Source organism: Pantoea sp. UBA6567, assembly GCF_002434165.1.
In the GTDB taxonomy this organism is placed as follows: Bacteria; Pseudomonadota; Gammaproteobacteria; order Enterobacterales; family Enterobacteriaceae; genus Pantoea; species Pantoea eucrina.
In genome coordinates, this window is record NZ_DJJN01000006.1 from 1 (window position 1) to 17,728 (window position 17,728).

General features: G+C 54.2%; 20 protein-coding genes and 1 pseudogene. 12 read left to right on the forward strand and 9 right to left on the reverse strand.

What is annotated here, in order from left to right:
• The 3 genes and pseudogenes from B4M48_RS05935 to B4M48_RS05945 all read left to right on the forward strand — a co-directional run.
• The coding region (locus tag B4M48_RS05935; RefSeq protein ID WP_288656232.1) for a VENN motif pre-toxin domain-containing protein at positions 1 to 808 on the forward strand (808 nt) is incomplete at its 5' end.
• 5 nt (positions 809 to 813) lie between these two features.
• Positions 814 to 1,197: a hypothetical protein gene (locus tag B4M48_RS05940; protein ID WP_071668967.1), complete on the forward strand. Its 384-nt coding sequence runs from the start codon at positions 814 to 816 to the stop codon at positions 1,195 to 1,197.
• Positions 1,194 to 1,355: pseudogene (locus tag B4M48_RS05945) on the forward strand (filamentous hemagglutinin); the annotation flags it as partial. The gene B4M48_RS05940 and the pseudogene B4M48_RS05945, both read left to right, overlap by 4 nt.
• A gap of 299 nt (positions 1,356 to 1,654) precedes the next feature.
• Here the strand turns inward: B4M48_RS05945 and B4M48_RS05950 are convergent.
• On the reverse strand, positions 1,655 to 2,758 hold the full coding sequence (locus B4M48_RS05950; protein WP_071668968.1) for an AI-2E family transporter: 1,104 nt from the start codon (positions 2,756 to 2,758) through the stop codon (positions 1,655 to 1,657).
• Between the two features lie 131 nt (positions 2,759 to 2,889).
• Here B4M48_RS05950 and B4M48_RS05955 point away from each other — a divergent pair, with 131 nt between their 5' ends.
• The 3 genes from B4M48_RS05955 to B4M48_RS05965 all read left to right on the forward strand — a co-directional run bounded on the left by B4M48_RS05955 (position 2,890) and on the right by B4M48_RS05965 (position 5,056).
• Complete coding sequence (locus tag B4M48_RS05955) at positions 2,890 to 3,120, forward strand: DUF1272 domain-containing protein (RefSeq protein ID WP_039383097.1); 231 nt, start codon at positions 2,890 to 2,892, stop codon at positions 3,118 to 3,120.
• 588 nt (positions 3,121 to 3,708) lie between these two features.
• Positions 3,709 to 4,128 (forward strand): RcnB family protein, encoded by a 420-nt coding sequence (locus B4M48_RS05960; RefSeq protein ID WP_286876768.1) that lies wholly within the window; start codon positions 3,709 to 3,711, stop codon positions 4,126 to 4,128.
• Positions 4,129 to 4,231: 103 nt separating this feature from the next.
• Positions 4,232 to 5,056: a Cof-type HAD-IIB family hydrolase gene (locus tag B4M48_RS05965; RefSeq protein ID WP_071668971.1), complete on the forward strand. Its 825-nt coding sequence runs from the start codon at positions 4,232 to 4,234 to the stop codon at positions 5,054 to 5,056.
• A 19-nt stretch (positions 5,057 to 5,075) separates the two neighbouring features.
• Here B4M48_RS05965 and B4M48_RS05970 read toward each other — a convergent pair whose 3' ends face one another.
• Positions 5,076 to 6,221, reverse strand: a complete 1,146-nt coding sequence (locus B4M48_RS05970; protein ID WP_288656237.1) for an iron-containing alcohol dehydrogenase — start codon at positions 6,219 to 6,221, stop codon at positions 5,076 to 5,078.
• A gap of 275 nt (positions 6,222 to 6,496) precedes the next feature.
• Between B4M48_RS05970 and gntT the strand changes: the two genes are divergently transcribed.
• Positions 6,497 to 7,813, forward strand: coding sequence for a gluconate transporter (gene gntT / locus B4M48_RS05975; RefSeq protein ID WP_039383106.1), 1,317 nt, complete (start codon positions 6,497 to 6,499; stop codon positions 7,811 to 7,813).
• 37 nt (positions 7,814 to 7,850) lie between these two features.
• Here the strand turns inward: gntT and B4M48_RS05980 are convergent, their stop codons facing one another.
• Entirely contained in the window at positions 7,851 to 8,096 is a 246-nt protein-coding gene (locus B4M48_RS05980; RefSeq protein ID WP_288656238.1) for a hypothetical protein, read from the reverse strand.
• Positions 8,097 to 9,062: 966 nt separating this feature from the next.
• Between B4M48_RS05980 and pagP the strand changes: the two genes are divergently transcribed.
• The 5 genes from pagP to tatE all read left to right on the forward strand — a co-directional run bounded on the left by pagP (position 9,063) and on the right by tatE (position 11,866).
• Positions 9,063 to 9,611 (forward strand): lipid IV(A) palmitoyltransferase PagP, encoded by a 549-nt coding sequence (gene pagP / locus B4M48_RS05985; RefSeq protein ID WP_083429514.1) that lies wholly within the window; start codon positions 9,063 to 9,065, stop codon positions 9,609 to 9,611.
• Between the two features lie 150 nt (positions 9,612 to 9,761).
• Positions 9,762 to 9,971, forward strand: a complete 210-nt coding sequence (gene cspE / locus B4M48_RS05990) for a transcription antiterminator/RNA stability regulator CspE (protein WP_010615627.1) — start codon at positions 9,762 to 9,764, stop codon at positions 9,969 to 9,971.
• A 347-nt stretch (positions 9,972 to 10,318) separates the two neighbouring features.
• A complete protein-coding gene (locus tag B4M48_RS05995; protein WP_094112225.1) occupies positions 10,319 to 10,744 on the forward strand; it encodes a GNAT family N-acetyltransferase in 426 nt (141 codons plus the stop codon).
• A 24-nt stretch (positions 10,745 to 10,768) separates the two neighbouring features.
• On the forward strand, positions 10,769 to 11,563 hold the full coding sequence (locus B4M48_RS06000) for a deaminated glutathione amidase (RefSeq protein ID WP_288656240.1): 795 nt from the start codon (positions 10,769 to 10,771) through the stop codon (positions 11,561 to 11,563).
• Positions 11,564 to 11,662: 99 nt separating this feature from the next.
• Positions 11,663 to 11,866, forward strand: coding sequence for a twin-arginine translocase subunit TatE (gene tatE, locus B4M48_RS06005; RefSeq protein WP_039383119.1), 204 nt, complete (start codon positions 11,663 to 11,665; stop codon positions 11,864 to 11,866).
• A 98-nt stretch (positions 11,867 to 11,964) separates the two neighbouring features.
• On the opposite strand, the gene lipA is transcribed toward tatE, so the two are convergent.
• From lipA to mrdB, 6 genes are all read right to left on the reverse strand, one after another.
• Entirely contained in the window at positions 11,965 to 12,930 is a 966-nt protein-coding gene (gene lipA, locus B4M48_RS06010; protein ID WP_039383121.1) for a lipoyl synthase, read from the reverse strand.
• A 176-nt stretch (positions 12,931 to 13,106) separates the two neighbouring features.
• Positions 13,107 to 13,757, reverse strand: a complete 651-nt coding sequence (gene lipB, locus B4M48_RS06015) for a lipoyl(octanoyl) transferase LipB (RefSeq protein ID WP_071668976.1) — start codon at positions 13,755 to 13,757, stop codon at positions 13,107 to 13,109.
• 69 nt (positions 13,758 to 13,826) lie between these two features.
• On the reverse strand, positions 13,827 to 14,090 hold the full coding sequence (gene ybeD / locus B4M48_RS06020; protein WP_039383125.1) for a DUF493 family protein YbeD: 264 nt from the start codon (positions 14,088 to 14,090) through the stop codon (positions 13,827 to 13,829).
• 95 nt (positions 14,091 to 14,185) lie between these two features.
• A complete protein-coding gene (dacA, locus tag B4M48_RS06025) occupies positions 14,186 to 15,397 on the reverse strand; it encodes a D-alanyl-D-alanine carboxypeptidase DacA (protein ID WP_039383127.1) in 1,212 nt (403 codons plus the stop codon).
• Positions 15,398 to 15,520: 123 nt separating this feature from the next.
• Positions 15,521 to 16,600, reverse strand: coding sequence for an endolytic peptidoglycan transglycosylase RlpA (gene rlpA, locus B4M48_RS06030; protein WP_039383129.1), 1,080 nt, complete (start codon positions 16,598 to 16,600; stop codon positions 15,521 to 15,523).
• A 10-nt stretch (positions 16,601 to 16,610) separates the two neighbouring features.
• Complete coding sequence (gene mrdB / locus B4M48_RS06035) at positions 16,611 to 17,723, reverse strand: peptidoglycan glycosyltransferase MrdB (RefSeq protein ID WP_039385756.1); 1,113 nt, start codon at positions 17,721 to 17,723, stop codon at positions 16,611 to 16,613.
• Positions 17,724 to 17,728 lie beyond the last annotated feature (5 nt).

A 17,728-nucleotide genomic window follows, 5' to 3' on the forward strand; every position in this document is an offset into this window, starting at 1 on the left:
GGGCGACAGCACGGCGGGCGCGGTGGCGGGCGCGCAGACGGGGAGGAATGCGGTTGAGAATAACTCGCTGTCCGGTGACCAGGCGCGTGCCACGGTGAAACAGGCAGCTGAATCGCTGAAAGAACAGGTCAGGGACAAGCTGGGTAATGGTACGACCTCTGCCATCGCAAACACCATCATTGGTACTATAGCAAATACCAGTGAGTCGGCATTAGGTGGCGTGGATTACGTAGCGGATGCTGCAATGGCGCTGGCGGCCTGTGCAACCGGAGACAGCTACTGTAGTAAAGCGTTAAGCGACCTGACCGGGAAGAACCAGGCGGTAGCCGACAGCGTGAAAGCGCTGCTGAAAAGTGAAACCTGGTCGGCAGTGGCAGACACGGTAAAACAGGCAGCGGACGGGAATCAGCTTGCACTGGAAGCGACGGGCGGGATGCTGGCCGGGATTATATTGCCGGGTAAGAAAGTTCCGGGAGTCGGAAACCGTATTGAAACGGTGCTTAAAGCTGAAAAGAATTGGGAAATAGCTAGAAATAAAGCCATAAATATGGTCGGTGATTTAGGTCTTGATTCAAAGCCTGTTATTGGTCGGTTAGAAGTGAGTGCTGGCAATGGGAAAGTTATTGGTCGTCAATCCAGTAATGGCAAGTTAGGTTGGCGTGTTGATTATGACCCAGAGAAAGGGACTCACATTAATACATGGGATTATTCGAAAGGTAAAGGACCTGGTAAAGCAGTTAAAACAGTCATACCTTTTGAAGGTAATGAAAAGGTTTTTGAAACTATATTGAAACAATTAAATAGGTAGAAATAATGACTTTATTTGATGAGTGTAGAGAAGCATTGTTTTCTGATTTTCATTTGGTTATCGGCGATGAGGAGAATAAAGCTATTGACTTACTTAATAAATACCCTATTGCCCTAGGGGGGGTTGTATGGAATGAGATAGAACATAGTGATTATGATAATTTGTATGATGTATTAAACGTAAGCATAGTAAAAAATCAAGACGTATTTGTCTTGGCAGATGATGCTGGTATACCGATATTTAGGACGAATATTAAGCTGATCGCTGAAAATGTCTATGATGTTACGGCATTGTCACCAAAATTATTTATTTATAATAATGAAATTATAATACAACCTTTATTCCCATCCGAGAGGTTTCGTGTTGGGTCAAGACCTGGACGTTCGTGACGGGGGGCAGCCTGGCGCAGGCGGTAACGGGCGCGGCGGCACCGTACCTGGCAGAGGTTCTTCATAAACAGACGCTGAACGCGGACGGTTCGGTAAACGTGCAGGCGAACCTGATGGCGCACGCGGTGGTGGGGGCGGTGACGGCTTACGCGGCGGGTCTCGCGGGTAGATAGCGGGCGAGACGGAACCGGCCGCGCTGGCCGGAAAAGGCTATCGTTGCATCTCTGGCTGGTGGGTCTGGGCTGAAGAGTGTGGCAGTGAAGGCAGTGGGGAACGCGGCGGCTGAACAGCCTTCAACATCTGAAAGAGTATCAGCCCTGGTACTGGCTTATCCGGCAGTTTGCGCCAGCAGAAATCGGGCCAGAGTCTGGATCTGTTATAAGATTTACTTTGTTCGCAGCCGCCGTCATAAAAACACCGCCCGCAGGCGGTGTTTTAGTCAGCTCAGCGCATAGCGCTACTCGCGCGTTTTGCCCTCTTCAATAAACTCTTCATCAATCTCTTCGGCGTTATCGCGGTTATCGCGACCGGAGAGGAGATTCCAGCAGGCGATGAACAGAGCGGCAATCAGCGGGCCAATCACAAAGCCGTTGATGCCGTAGATTTCCATGCCGCCCAGCGTGGCGATCAGGATCATATAGTCCGGCATCTTGGTGTCTTTGCCCACCAGCAGCGGGCGCAGAATGTTATCTACCAGGCCGACAATCACCACAAAGAAGCCGACCAGGAAGAGGCCTTTCCACAGCGCGCCGGTGGCAAAGAAAAAGATCGCTGCCGGTACCCAGACGATAGCGGATCCGACCGCCGGGATAAGCGACAGAAACGCCATCAGCGCACCCCACAGCAGGCTGCCGTCGATGTCAGTGATCCAGAAAGCAAAGCCGCCCAGTACACCCTGAACAATTGCCACTACCACGGTTCCTTTCACCGTCGCGCGCGACACCGCAGCAAACTTCATCAGCAGATGATGCTTCACATAGGTGGAGAGCGGCAGCGCTTCGAGGATTAGCCCCACCAGCCAGGCACCATCTTTCAGCAGGAAGAACAGTAAATAGAGCATCACGCCAAAGCTCACGGTAAAGGTAAACGTGCCTTTACCAATCAGCAGCACGCTGCCCGCCATATACTGACCACCTTTCAGCGCGAACTCAGAGAGCTTTTGCTGAATCTGGGCAGAGTTGTTGAGATCGTGGTCGGCCAGATAGCGCTGCGCCCAGCCCGGCAGATGCTGCAGCAGCTCAGCAAACACTGTCGGAAACTGCGCTGAATTATTCTGCAGCTTGACGTAAACGGTATTGATCTCCACCACCAGCGATGAGGTGATGATCGCCAGCGGCGTAAATACAATCAGACAGATAATCATCAGCGTGACAAAAGAGGCAAGCCCGTTACGGTCGCCCATTTTACGCCGCAGCAGCACCTTCAGCGGGGCAAAAATCACCGCCAGGATAGCCGCCCAGAGAATGGCAGAGAAATAAGGTGACAGCACATCAAAAAAGGCGATGGTGACAATCGCCAGGATAAGAATAAAGAAACCGATATTTAAGCCTTTAACACGCATTCCATAGCCTCGCAAATAAACGTAGCGAAAGAACTATAGAACGGCTGGCGCAGAATGTAATCTGTTTCACATGATTGAATGCAGTAACGGATAAAAATCTGTCCTGAGCCTGCGCTAAACCGGAGAATCCTATGCTTGAACTGCGACCTAACTGTGAGTGGTGCGATACCGATTTACCGCCGGAAAGCGCGGAGGCACGTATCTGCTCATTTGAATGCACATTCTGCGCAACCTGCGCTGAGCATGTTCTGCTGCAGCGCTGTCCGAACTGCAGCGGCGAGCTGGTCCGTCGCCCGATACGACCTGCCGCAGCGCTGGCGCGGCATCCGGCTTCTCTGCTGCGGCACATCCGGCAGCCGTAATTCCGGCGCGCGCAATGAGTGACCAGCAGATAATTAATTGTGCTACTTATAATGTTATCCGCAGTGAAACCAGAGATCAGAAAGGGCAGTTATTTTCCTGTTGCCAGCCCCAAAAGGTAATTATTTTAATTTTATGTTTTTTATAAGATTTTAATTCCGTCACTGGCGTGAGGTCAGAGCACTGACCTTATTTATAAGCAGCGTTAATCTGCCTGGCAGCGTTAAGTAATATTCCTAAATCCGATTAATTTTATTTATTGTTTTAGCGGTGAAGTGTTATTCTGCGCGCGCAATGCTGGTGATGTGGCGTTGTGTGCTTCAGTTTTACCCTCTGATTTGCAGGGTTTCCCTGTTTCTGAATAATGAAACATTTTTATTTACCCGATCCCTGCGGTCGGGTTTTTTTATGTTTTTTTCTCTGCGGTACTTATTTGTATCCGGCCGGACATCTTCGTTAAGAAAGCGCTAAGGCAGTGTAATTTACTGTAATAATGAGGTTTTTAAGAATGAAAGAACTATTATTTGCTGCGTGACTGGTTAATAGTCTCTGCCGGCAGCGCACTTATTGCTGCTGTGATGGAGACCATGATGAAAAAAATTAAAACGCAGATCGCTATTACCCTTATTGCATGCAGCACGCTATTTTCTGCGCTGAGTCAGGCAGAAGATCCTGGCGGTCCCCGCTGGAATACACATGAAAGCCAGCACGCATCCGGGCGGGAAGCCGATCGCCGTGGACCAGATAATGAGCGTCACGGCGAGCGGGGCGGGCCGGAAGGGCATCATCACGCTGACCGCTTTGCCTGGCAGGGGCATGAGTTCCGGCGCGGCCAGCCGATGCCACCCGCCTATCGCGGTGCCGGATACCGCGTGGATAACTGGCGCGATCGCGGCCTTACCGCACCGCCGCGCGGTGAGCACTGGGCCTTTATCGACGGCAATTATGTGCTGGTAGCGGCTGCAACCGGCATCATCACCGCCATATTACTCAACGGCGCCTTCGATTAATCTCTTGCCGGGAGGAACCACGCCTCCCGCTATCCTTCTGCTTTTACCCTTTGCCAGGCTATTCTGTGAGCTACCGCTAATACACATGTGCTAAGGAGTGATGATGGCCGCAGTAAAAATGGTAGCAGTGGATATGGATGGCACCTTTCTGGATGACCGTAAGCAGTATGACCGTCCGCGGTTCATGGCCTGCTACCAAATGATGAAACAGCGCGGTATCCGGTTTGTCGTCGCCAGCGGCAATCAGTATTACCAGCTGAAATCCTTTTTTCCGGAAATAGCCCATGAGATCGCGTTTGTTGCGGAGAACGGTGCGTGGATCCTCGATAGTGAAGAGGAGCTTTTCTGCGGCGCGTTCAGCCGTGAGGCGGTGCATGCCGTACTGGATACGCTGCAGCAGGGTAACTATCCCGGCCTGCGCTTTCTTATCTGTGGTCGCAACAGCGCCTACTACTTTGCCGGTGCGGACGCGCAGTGGCTGCAGAAGATGCGGCATTATTGTCACCGCCTGCGGCCCATTGAGACGCTGGATGAGATTGCCGACGATCGACTGTTTAAATTTGCCCTGAACCTCTCTGATGACTATGTGCCGGTTTTAATGGCAGACATTGAGCGGCTGCACCAGGGATCGGCTGCGGCCACCTCCAGCGGCCACGGCTCAGTAGATTTGATTGTGCCTGGCCTCCACAAGGCCAACGGACTGCGTCTGCTGCAGCAGCGCTGGGGAATTGAGAGCAGCGAAGTCCTGGCATTCGGCGATGGTGGCAACGATCTGGAAATGCTGACGCAGTCGGGATTTAGCTTTGCGATGCAGAACGCGCCGGCGCGGGTGAAAGCCGCGGCACGCTATGTTACCGCGGATAATAATCATGCTGGCGTGCTGCAGGTCATTGAGCAGATGCTGGCGGGTGAGGGCCCGTTCGCCTGAGCAGAGCGCGCCGGCAGGCTCAGAGCACGCGCCACGCCTGAACAAGCATGTCGGTCATCTGCGCGCTATTATAGGTTACCCAGCTATTTTTACTGTTGGCGCGTGCGACAATCCAGTCCACCTCTGTGGCAGAGATCGCAGGTCCCTCCTGCCAGAACGGCACAATAGCGTGCTGCTGCAGCCAGGCTTTCAGCGCCAGCGGGGCAGGCGCGGAGGCGCCGGGCATCAGCTGCGCCGCAAACGTGCTCATCAGGCGCTGCTGTTCAGGGTGGTCGCTTTCTGCCAGCTGATCCAGAAACGGAAACAGCAGGCGGCCGCAGGCTTCACCATGGTGAATCGCTTTGATCGCCCCCAACTCGCCTGCGATGCCATGGATCACGCCCAGGCCGGCGCTGCTCAGGCAGAGGCCGCCCAGCCAGGACGCCATCATCATTGCCTCACGCGCCTCGTCACCCTGCCGGTCAGCGCGGTTCAGGTAAGGCCAGGCCTGAAAAAAGAGTCGCAGGCCGCTGAGCGCCATCTGCTGAGTAAATACGTTGCCTTTCTTTGACAGATACGCTTCAAACAGATGCGTAAAGGCGTCAATTGCGCAGGTAGCGAGGACGCTATCAGGTGCGCCGCGCAGCAGGTCGGGATCGAGAATCGCGACGGGAGGAACAAAGTTCGGATGGCGCAGCGACGCTTTAATTTTGATGTGCTGCTGATCGGTGACCACAGCGTTTTGCGTAACTTCACTGCCGGTGCCGGCGGTAGTGGGGATGGCGATCAGCGGCAGCGTGTCGCCCTGCACCGGTGTATCCCCCACTTTTTCCAGGTAGCGCGCCGTCGGCAGCGGATGCTCTATCATGGCGCAGAACGCTTTTGCCGCATCCAGCACGCTGCCGCCGCCAATCGCCACTACCCGCTTAACCCGTCCGCGCCAGCGCGCTACCCAGACGTCAATCTCTTCCGGAGAAGCCTCATGACTGACGATTTCATAGTCCTGGATAGCGTGTTGCAGCTCACCCTTCAGCTGCTGCCACGTCTCGCTATTGAGAAATGAGCGGCCGCAAAACAGCAGCGCAGGCTGCGGCTCCTCAGCCAGCAGCGCGGGCAGAGTGCGAATGCTGCCGCGTCCGCACAGGGTTCGCTGGTTACTGTAAAGTGCAATCAGGTTCTCACTCACCTGTCTATCCTTTCAAATGATTTCAGACAGCCAGTGTAGCGAAAAGCGCTGCTGACGCAGGTATAAACGCCGGTAGCTTAATGAGCAAAAGTTGATCGCCTTCGCAAAAACGAAATTCAGCCCGCCGCTCTGATGTTACCGGCCCGGTGTTGCCCTTAACATGATACCGGTAACAGTATGACGCATTTCGCAACATCCGGCCGCATCTGGCCGATCCGGTAGTACAACGCAACCCGCTGGCAACTGACGCCGCGCGTAAAAAGTGGAGAATAACCATGCCATTACTCTATGTGGCCATCGGCGTAGCGCTACTGCTGCTGCTGATGATTCGCTTCAAACTTAACGGCTTTATCGCGCTGATTCTGGTGGCGCTGGCGGTGGGCATGATGCAGGGCATGCCGGTCAATAAAGTGATCGGCTCAATCAAAACCGGCGTAGGCGGGACACTTGGCAGCCTGGCGCTGATTATGGGCTTTGGAGCCATGCTGGGTAAGCTGCTGGCTGACTGCGGCGGCGCGCAGCGTATCGCCACCACCCTGATTGCAAAATTTGGTGAGAAGCATATCCAGTGGGCGCTGGTGCTGACCGGTTTTACCGTGGGCTTTGCGCTGTTTTATGAGGTAGGGTTTGTACTGATGCTGCCGCTGGTATTCAGTATCGCTGCCTCAGCGCGCGTGCCGCTGCTTTACGTCGGCGTTCCCATGGCAGCCGCGCTCTCGGTAACGCACGGTTTTCTGCCGCCGCATCCGGGTCCGACCGCGATCGCGACGCTGTTTAACGCTGATATGGGTAAAACGCTGCTTTACGGCACGCTGCTGGGGATCCCTACCGTGATTCTGGCTGGCCCGGTGTATGCGCGTTTTCTGAAAGGCATCGATAAGCCAATTCCGGAAGGGCTGTGGAATCCCAAAACCTTTACAGAAGCAGAGATGCCAGGATTTGGCGTCAGCGTCTGGACCGCGCTGGTGCCAGTGATCCTGATGGCATTGCGTGCGGTGGCTGAGATGCTGCTGCCGAAAGGACACGTACTGCTGCCTTACGCTGAATTCTTTGGCGACCCGATTATGGCAACGCTGATCGCCGTTCTTATCGCTATTTTTACCTTCGGTCTGAATCGCGGACGCAGCATGGATGAGGTGATGGGCACCATCACCGACTCCATCAAGATCATTGCAATGATGCTGCTGATTATTGGCGGTGGCGGAGCCTTTAAACAGGTGCTGGTAGACAGCGGCGTGGATAAATATATTGCGGGCATGATGCATGCGACCAACCTGTCGCCGATTTTTATGGCCTGGTCGATTGCGGCGATCCTGCGTATTGCGCTGGGTTCAGCCACGGTTGCCGCCATTACGGCGGGAGGGATTGTTGCACCGCTGATCGTGACCAGTGGTGCCAGCCCTGAGCTGATGGTGATAGCAGTAGGCTCCGGCAGCGTTATCTTCTCGCACGTTAACGATCCCGGCTTCTGGCTGTTTAAAGAGTATTTTAATCTCACCATCGGTGAGACTATCCGATCGTGGTCGGCGCTGGAGACGATTATTTCCGTATGCGGTCTGGCAGGCTGTCTGCTGCTTTCTGCTGCGCTGTAATGCTTATAACGGGCCACAGAATTGTGGCCCGACAGCCTTAATGTGGCTGCTTAAAACCCGCTTTCACCATCTGCTCGTGCAGTGCACGGGTAATTTCACGATTGCCCCCCGTTACCGGGTAGATGACATTGTTTACCACATCATCCAGATAGTGTTCATCAAACTCCTGCATGGTCAGCTGCGTACCGCCTTCGTCGTTAATAGCGATACTCCCTTTAATATGGCTGCCGACCTCCTTCGCCTTCAGGCTATAACGTCCCATGCTGGTATTAATCGTACTCATAATTTCTCCTCGTTTCGCTAACAGAGATAACCATTAAGGCCCGTCACAGGCGCTTTAAGTTTAGCGCGTCGAAATCTGTAAAGAGCGCCTTCAGGGCCAGTTAATGGCTGAGCTGCGACCCTGCTCGCAGAAATAGCACGGGCTTATTCACCTGGCCGGCGAAGCGAAACGCGTATCGGCAGCGTGCGGCGCGTTCAGGATATTCAGCTATACTCATCGGCGGATGCATAAATTTTCAAACTGAAGGAGCGAATAATGAAAATATTTCTGTGGATCATTGCGATTGTCTTTATTGTCGGGCTGCTGACTATTACTGGTGTATTCAAGCTGATTTTCTGACGTGTTCAGGCACCTGCGGGTGCCTGAAATTGTTATCGCGCATAACGTACAATAGCCTCTCTGACGGCTATTTCAGGCGGTTTAACATCCGAACTGTTTAGCGGCTTTCTGCATACGGCACAGCGTGCGCCGTGATGAGCTGCCGGCTCTGAAGCTTCACTCCGCTGGCACGTATAAAAGAATTTTTTACTGCCGCACTGGCTGCAACAAATCGTCACCGTTTCTCTCCCTGTTCCCTCCCGGAAAATAAGAAATATCGCAATCAGACCCTGGCTTCAAATGATTAATTCTGTTTATCTGTATGGTGGCAGACAAAATTTACGTTATTTTATGATAAATAACATTTTTTTGCTTTTAGCCGATTTTCAAAACTGCACTTTATGTCACAAAAGCACTTTTTCTGATTCGTTTAACTGCGGTTTTATTCGTAACGGCCTTCGCAGGTACAATAGGCCCTTGCATGCGCGTTATTTCAGGCTATATCTGAAAAGGATTACCGCTACTTTTGGCAATTTCAGACGCAAAAATGCAGCAATCACTTTTGCAGAGCTGGCTACAGAGGTTCTGCACGCTATTAAATTTTGTAATAACAGGGTTTTATCCGTGAATCGACACGTTTCAGCAGCCATGTCGGGCTGCGTGTTGACCTTACTGGTCTCATTTTCTGCCTCAGCCGCTACGGCAGGCGCCGCGCTTAAAGCGGGATGGAATAGTTTCAGCGATAATGTGGCTCAGACCTGGTCTGCGCCGCAGCATTACGATCTTTATGTGCCTGCCATCACCTGGCACAACCGCTGGACGTATGATGATGCGCACATCAGAAAATATAACGAACGGCCGTGGGGGGCAGGGGGCGGCATCTCGCGCTGGGACGATAAGGGTAACTGGAACGGGCTCTACGTGATGGCGTTTAAAGACTCCTTCAACAAGTGGGAACCGATTGCCGGCTATGGCTGGGAAGCGACGTGGCGTCCGCTGCAGGATCAGCGTTTTCATCTGGGAGCTGGCTATACGGCTGGCTTCACCGCGCGCGATAACTGGAAATATATTCCGGTGCCGCTGGTGCTGCCGCTGGCATCCGTAGGCTACGGACCCGCCACGTTTCAAATGACTTACATTCCCGGTACTTATAACAACGGCAACGTCTATTTTGCCTGGCTCAGATTCCAGTTTTAAGCGAGCACATAAGTGCAAAAGTGTGATGCAAAGACAAAAATCCGATATTTATCACTTTTTCATCAATTCGGACTGGACAAATGCCACTGCAATTGCTGTACTAGATGACGACACAGTTTAGTGTCCATTTTTCATGTAAAGGTAATATAGATGTCCAAGATCAAAGGTAACGTTAAGTGGTTTAATGAGTCCAAAGGATTCGGTTTCATTACTCCAGAAGATGGCAGCAAAGATGTATTCGTACACTTCTCTGCTATCCAGAGCAACGGCTTCAAAACTCTGGCTGAAGGTCAGCGTGTAGAGTTTGAAATCACCGACGGCGCTAAAGGCCCATCTGCTGCTAACGTTACCGCTCTGTAAGTTAACAGTCAGAATTTTAAAAACCCGCCTGATGGCGGGTTTTTTTTATTCTTTTTTCAGTTCTGCCACCAGGTGATCAGCCAGGCGGCTACCACTACCGCAGCAAAAGTCAGTGCCAGCATCTCTTCCGAAGAACGTGGGATCCAGTTTTTCATTCTACTCGCCTCAGATGTGATTTCCCTCAGCATGCCAAAGCAAGATTAAGTCAGCCTTAAGCTCAGATGACAGAAATATGACGCCACAGAGTGCGCTTAATGCTTCACAAACCAGAGTTTTAACCACTGCCGCTTGCAGCTTTTCCCGTTCACAGGCTATATAAACATCAGCCCGATACAAGGAGAAGCACTATGCATATACGTGAGGCGCGGCCTGATGACTGTTTCGCCCTGAGCGCGCTGCTGGCTGAGCTTGGCTATAGTGGCACTGAGCACTTTATTGAAGCGCGGCTGGCGCAGCTTTGTACTCATCAGGATGAGATCCTGCTGGTGGCTGAACACGGAACGCAGGTACTGGGATTTTTGTCGCTGCATTTTATTCCGCAGCTGGCGCTGGCAGGTGATTTTGCCCGCATCAGCTACTTTTGCATTGCTGAAGGTGAACGCAGTAAAGGCAGCGGCCAGCAGCTGCTGTCCCACGCTGAACAGCTGGCGCGGCAGCGAGGTTGCGATCGTATGGAGGTGCACTGTCACGCTTCGCGGCTTAAAGCTAATCAGTTTTACGCACGTGAAGGCTATGTGGAGTCACCGCGCTACCATACAAAAGATCTCTGTTAGCGCACCGGTATCGGAGGAGAGACAATGAGAGCGGCAATGGGGCAGTTCGCCGTCAGCAGCGAATGGCAGGAGAATATCGTCACCTGTCGCGATTTGATGCAGCGTGCGCGGACAGGAGGAGCCGATCTGCTGTTGCTGCCGGAAGCGGTACTGATGCAGGACAGAGAGCATCCCGATCGTATTCTGCAGGCGGCCCAGCCACTTGATGGGCCGTTTGTCAGCGCGCTGCTGGCTGAGAGCACAGAGAACAGCCTCACCACGATTATGAGCGTGCACGTACCGGCTGCCGCAGGAAAAACGCAAAATGTGCTGATCGCCCTGCGTAATGGCAGGATCATTGCGCACTACGCCAAGCTGCATCTCTATGACGCCTTTGCGATGCAGGAATCACAGCGCGTTACGGCAGGCAGCACTATCCCGCCGCTGATTGAGGTCGCCGGCATGAAGGTCGGGCTGATGACCTGCTACGATATCCGTTTTCCTGAGCTGGCGCGACGCCTGGCGCTTGACGGGGCAGAGGTACTGGTGCTGCCCGCTGCGTGGGTCAGAGGGCCGCAGAAAGAGCGTCACTGGGCGTTACTGACGGCGACCCGGGCGCTGGAAAACACCTGTTATCTGGTCGCCACTGGTGAATGCGGGCCGCGTAATATTGGCAACAGCATGACGATCGATCCGCTGGGGGTGACGATCGCGCAGGCTGCTGAATCTGCCACGCTGATCTTCGCCGATCTTGAGGCGGAGCGACTCGCTTACGCACGCCGCATTTTGCCGGTGCTGGAGAACCGTCGCTTTGCCACGCCGCAGCTGCGTCAGGAGTGACCGATCCGATCTTACTCTGTTACAGAATTCTGTTGAGTGCCGGCGCAGAGTGCGCGTTAATAAAGGCTGTCCGTTATACGTGAGAGCTGAAGGTAGAGTATGGAAGGTATCAGTATTGCCAAGCTGCTGATTATCGGTGCACTTATTGTTCTGTTATTTGGTACCAATAAGCTGCGTTCGCTGGGCGGTGATTTAGGATCGGCGATCAAGGGCTTTAAAAAAGCCATGAAAGACGACGACAGCACCGTTGCAAAGAGCAGTGCAGATGAGATCCCGGCAGAGCGCGTCAGCCATAAAGAGTAAAGGCGTGCCCGGGCCGCACAACTGTAACAAGTTGTGATGAAAAAAAACCAGACTCACAGAGGCTGGTTTTTTTGTATCAGGAGGATGTCAGCAGAGGATTATTTTACTTCCAGTCCTTTAGCCTGCATATCCGCATGGTAAGAAGAGCGCACAAACGGGCCGCAGGCGGCGTGAGTGAAGCCCATCGCCATCGCTTCTTCTTTCATCTCATCAAATTCCGCCGGGCTGACATAGCGCTGTACCGGCAGATGATGGCGGCTCGGCTGCAGATATTGTCCCAGCGTCAGCATGGTCACACCGTGGCGGCGCAAATCGCGCATCACTTCCACGATCTCCGCGTTGGTTTCGCCCAGGCCCACCATCAGGCCCGATTTGGTCGGAATATCAGGATGCGCCTCTTTAAAGCGCTCCAGCAGCTTAAGTGACCACTCATAGTTAGCGCCGGGACGCACCTGACGGTAAACGCGCGGCACGTTTTCCAGGTTGTGGTTAAACACGTCAGGCGGCGTGGCGGTGAGGATCTCCAGCGCACGATCCATACGCCCGCGGAAATCAGGGACCAGCGTTTCAATTTTGATGCTGGGACTCTTCTCACGAATAGCCGTAATGCAGTCAGCAAAGTGCTGTGCGCCGCCGTCACGCAGATCGTCACGATCGACAGAGGTGATAACCACGTACCGCAGCGCCATATCGGCAATGGTCTGCGCCAGCTTCAGCGGCTCGTTCGCATCAGGGGCGTTAGGACGACCGTGCGCCACGTCGCAGAACGGGCAGCGGCGGGTACAGATGGCGCCAAGGATCATAAAGGTGGCGGTGCCGTGGTTAAAACACTCTGCCAGGTTAGGGCAGGACGCTTCTTCGCAAACAGAGTGCAGGCCATTTTTGCGCATCGCAGCTTTGATGCCCTGGATGCGGCTGGAGTCAGCCGGCAGCTTGATCTTCATCCACTCCGGCTTACGCAGAATTTCGTCGCGCTCGGTGACCACGGTTTTCACCGGAATCAGCGCCATTTTGTCGGCATCGCGATACTTGACGCCGCGTTCCATCTGAATTGGTTTACTCATAAATCTGCAGGTTCCGATCGGGATTGCGATTTGAAAGCTTCCTCACTCAAACTGAGAACCAGGCTTTCAACTTTTTTTGAAAAATTTGCAAAAATTATATCATCTCGCCGCTGCAGAAGCAGCCGCTATGCGGTGAGAAAGGTTACAATTTTGTAAATACGCACGCACAGACAAGGTCAGTCCGCGCTTTCATCCTGCCACGCCATCTCGTCAAATCCTGTCAGACGCGCGAAGTGTGCCACCAGACGCGGACGCACATCAGCTGGCATAGCGTCAGGCCGGAACCGGCTCAGCTGCGTCATCTGCATCCCGGCATAGCCGCATGGATTGATACGCAGAAACGGAGCCAGATCCATCGCGATATTCAGCGCCAGCCCGTGGAATGAACAGCCTTTACGGATGCGCAGTCCGAGTGAACAGATTTTGTCATCACCCACATAGACGCCGGGCGCATCTGCACGCGCGCGCGCCGTCACGCCGTACTCTGCCAGGGTGGCAATGACGGTCTCTTCCAGCGCCGTAACCAGCTCGCGCACGCCCAGCCTGCGCCGCTTAATATCCACCAGCACGTACATGATCTGCTGCCCCGGGCCGTGATACGTCACCTGACCGCCGCGATCGCTCTGCACCACCGGGATATCGCCCGGCATCAGCAGATGTTCAGCTTTACCAGCCTGTCCCTGCGTAAAGACCGGCGCGTGCTCAACCAGCCAGAGCTCATCGGGCGTTTCCGCATTGCGGGTATCGGTGAAGTGATGCATGGCATCGGAGACGGGCTGCCAGTCGCGCAGGCCGAGGTTGCGTACAAGAAGCGTATTTGCAGACACAGCGGAGGTCCGGTAAAGAGGGAAAGCCTGAGTATAACGCTGGCAAAGCGGGCTTTGCCAGCGCCGGTGTTACAGTACCATGCGCACGATATCGATGTTACCCAGCTCTTCATAGAGCGTTTCAACCTGCTCAATATGGGTCGCGTTAATAGTAATGGATACAGAGTGATAGTTGCCTTTGCTGCTGGGCTTTACATCAGGTGTATAGTCGCCAGGCGCATGCCGCTGCACCACTTCAACCACTTGATCAACCAGCTCTGGCTGCGCCAGTCCCATAACTTTATAGGTAAACGGGGTAGGGAATTCGAGCAGTTCATTCAGTTTGGTTTTCATATTGGCTCCGGTGCTTAAAAAAACAGGCTCCCGCCTGGGCGAGAGCCTTGATCATATCTTATTTATGGGCGAGCTGGTGGTTTTTCAACCGTAAATCAGCCAAACCAGTGATGGAACATCAGTTTGATGTAGTCGATGATACGGCCAAAGAAACCGCCTTCCTCAACTTCATTCAGTACAACCAGCGGACGCTGTTCAACCGTTTTACCATCCAGCTGGAAGTTAATGCTGCCAACCACCTGGTTTTTCTTCAGCGGCGCGTGCAGTTCGGTGTTGTTCAGCACATAGCTCGCTTTCAGATCTTTCATCCGGCCGCGCGGGATAGTCAGATAGGCATCTTTCTCCACGCCCAGCTGAACGCGATCGGTATTACCGAACCAGACCGGTTCAGAAGCAAACTCTTTACCCGCTTTCAGGGGTGCCACGGTTTCAAAGAAGCGGAAGCCCCAGGTCAGCAGCTTTTTGCTTTCGGTCTCGCGTCCTTTAAAGGTGTGACCGCCCATTACGGCGGAGATCAGGCGCATCTGGCCTTCGGTGGCAGACGCCACCAGATTGTAGCCCGCGGCTTCAGTATGGCCGGTCTTGATGCCGTCCACCGCCAGACTGCTGTCCCACAACAGGCCGTTGCGGTTCATCTGACGAATATTGTTAAAGGTGAACTCTTTTTCACGATAGATAGCATACTCATCCGGCACGTCGCGGATCAGCGCCTGACCAATCAGCGCCATATCGCGCGCGGAGCTGTACTGGCCGTCAGCATCCAGCCCATGTACCGTCTGGAAATGGGTGTTTTTCAGACCTAGCGCCCCGACATAGTTATTCATCAGGTTAACAAACGCGTCCTGACTGCCAGCCACATAATCCGCCATTGCGACACAGGCGTCGTTACCGGACTGCAGCACGATGCCGCGTGTCAGCTGGGAGACCGGCACGCGATCGCCTGGCTTAAGGAACATCAGCGATGAGCCTCTGAATACCGGGTTGCCGGTAGCCCAGGCGTCTTTACCCACGGTAACAATGTCATCCTGATGGATTTTACCGGCTTTAACCGCCTGACCAATGACGTAGCTGGTCATCATTTTCGTCAGGCTGGCGGGATCGCGGCGCGCATCGGCGTTTTTTTCGGCCAGCACCTTACCGGAGTTATAGTCGATTAGTACATAAGCCTCAGCATCAATGTCCGGCACGCCCGGAATCATAGTTTTGAGATTGATATCATCAGCAAAGGCAACATGGCTGAGAGAGAGGGCGACCAGTGATCCCACTGTCAGGCGTTTCAGCAAACGAGAAGGTTTCAGCGTATTCATGTTAAGGACTACAACATCCGTGGGGTTAGGGTGAAAAAAGTGCCTTACTATAGCAAATGCGGGATCGGGCAGCATCCCGCATTGCCGGTCAGTTTTAGCCGTAAATGTTACTGTCCGTCACTATCAGGGACGGGCTGTGGTAATAAAGGCGTTAATCTGCGCTTCGGTACTGAGGCGCTCCTGCAGCGCTGCGGCGTCAGCCCGACGGGCAAAGCTGCCAAGCTGAACACGATAGACATTACCGCTGGTCTCAACCTTACCCGGCACGCCGAAGCGCTTACCGAGCGTGCTGGCCAGCTGCTGCGCGCGACCCGCATCGTTCAGCGCGCCAGCCTGAACAACAAAGCTGCCGCTGGCCGGTGCGCCCGCGCTGGCCGCGGCGGCGGTAGCAGCAGGTGCCGCTACCGCGGGTGCTGGCGCAGGGGCCGGCGACGGCTCGCTGCCCTCCAGCACGCCGGATGCTAACGGCTGCGGCGCGCCCAGAAAGCCGCTGCTCTGTACCGGCGCACCCAGGCTGTCGTCGCCCTGCAGCGAACGGTTATCAACCTCGCGTACGTCTGATTCTGTCGGCTGTGGCGCACTGCCGCCGTTCATCACATTGCCGCCGCTGAGATCGGGACGGGCAGGCAGCGCATAGCTCTGCTTCGCCACCCTGGTGCCAATTGTACCAGGGCCGGAGAGTGAGCCATCAGGCGCAACGTTGATAAAATCGACCCGCACACGGGTGTTATTAGAAATGTTCAGACGATCGCCGGCGGCGCGTGACAGATCGATAATGCGCCCGGGCATGTAGGGACCGCGATCGTTAACGCGCACCACAATCTGCCGGCCGTTCGCCATATTGGTAACGCGTACGTAGCTCGGCAGCGGCAGGGTAGGGTGCGCAGCGGTCAGTGCATCAGGATCGTAAGTTTCACCGATAGCGGTACGGTTGCCTTTAGCCTCATCGCCATACCAGGTTGCCAGGCCCACTTCGCTGAAGTCAGATGGATTTTTGACCACGCGCCAGGTTTTGCCATTCACGCTGTAATCCTGGCTGGTAGCCGGATTAATCGGTTCATAGCGCGGCTCAACGCCCGGGATCTCCACTACCGGACCGTTATACGCCGGCTGTGGCGGCGGCGTATTTGTTTGCGGTTCCTGTGTGGTACAGGCACTTAATACCAGTGACGCCAGTGCAACCCCAAGCCAGTCCTTACGCATGTGCAGCCTCTTAAACGCTTTTAGACAACATTTTTCGATGAGTATGGATCGACATGACAATGCCGAACCCCGCCATTAACACGATTAGCGCCGACCCGCCGTAACTGACCAGCGGCAGCGGTACGCCAACCACCGGTAAGATACCACTTACCATGCCGATATTAACGAAAACATAAACAAACAGAATCAGCATTAATCCGCCTGACATCACGCGACCAAACGTGGTTTGCGCCCGTGCGGCGATGATCAGGCCACGCATAATCAGCAGCAGATAGAGCAGCAGCAGCAGCAGCACGCCGACCAGGCCCAGCTCCTCTGCCAGCACGGCAAAGATAAAGTCGGTATGGCGCTCCGGCAGAAACTCCAGCTGTGACTGCGTGCCGTGCAGCCAGCCTTTACCGCGCAGCCCACCTGAACCGATAGCTATTTTGGACTGAATAATGTGATACCCCGCGCCGAGCGGGTCGCTTTCGGGATCGAGCAGCATCATCACGCGATCGCGCTGGTAGTCATGCATCAGGAAAAACCACAGTACCGGAATAAAGGCCGCAACCAGCAGCACCGCAACGCCAATCAGTTTCCAGCTCATACCGGACAGGAAGAGCACAAACAGGCCGGAAGCGGCGATCAGAATAGAGGTGCCGAGGTCGGGCTGTGCGGCCACCAGCAGCGTGGGCATAAAGATCAGCACCAGCGCAATGCCGGTATTTTTCAGCGTGGGCGGACAGACGTCGCGGTTAATAAAGCGCGCGACCATCAGCGGCACGGCAATTTTGGCGATCTCTGACGGCTGAAAGCGGACGAATCCAAGATCCAGCCAGCGCTGTGCGCCTTTACTGATATGACCAAAGGCGTCAACGGCTATCAGCAAAATCACGCAGACAATATAGAGATAGGGCGCCCAGCTCTCATAAACGCGCGGCGGAACCTGCGCCATGACCAGCATAATCACCGTGCCCATGGCAATCTGACCCAGCTTACGCTCCATCATGCCCGGATCCTGCCCGCTAGCGCTCCAGATCACAATGGCGCTGTAGGTCAGCAGCGCGAGAATAATTAACATAAACAGCGGGTCGATATGGATACGCGTCCAGATCGTCCTTTTCTGCGGACTATCGTTCATCGACA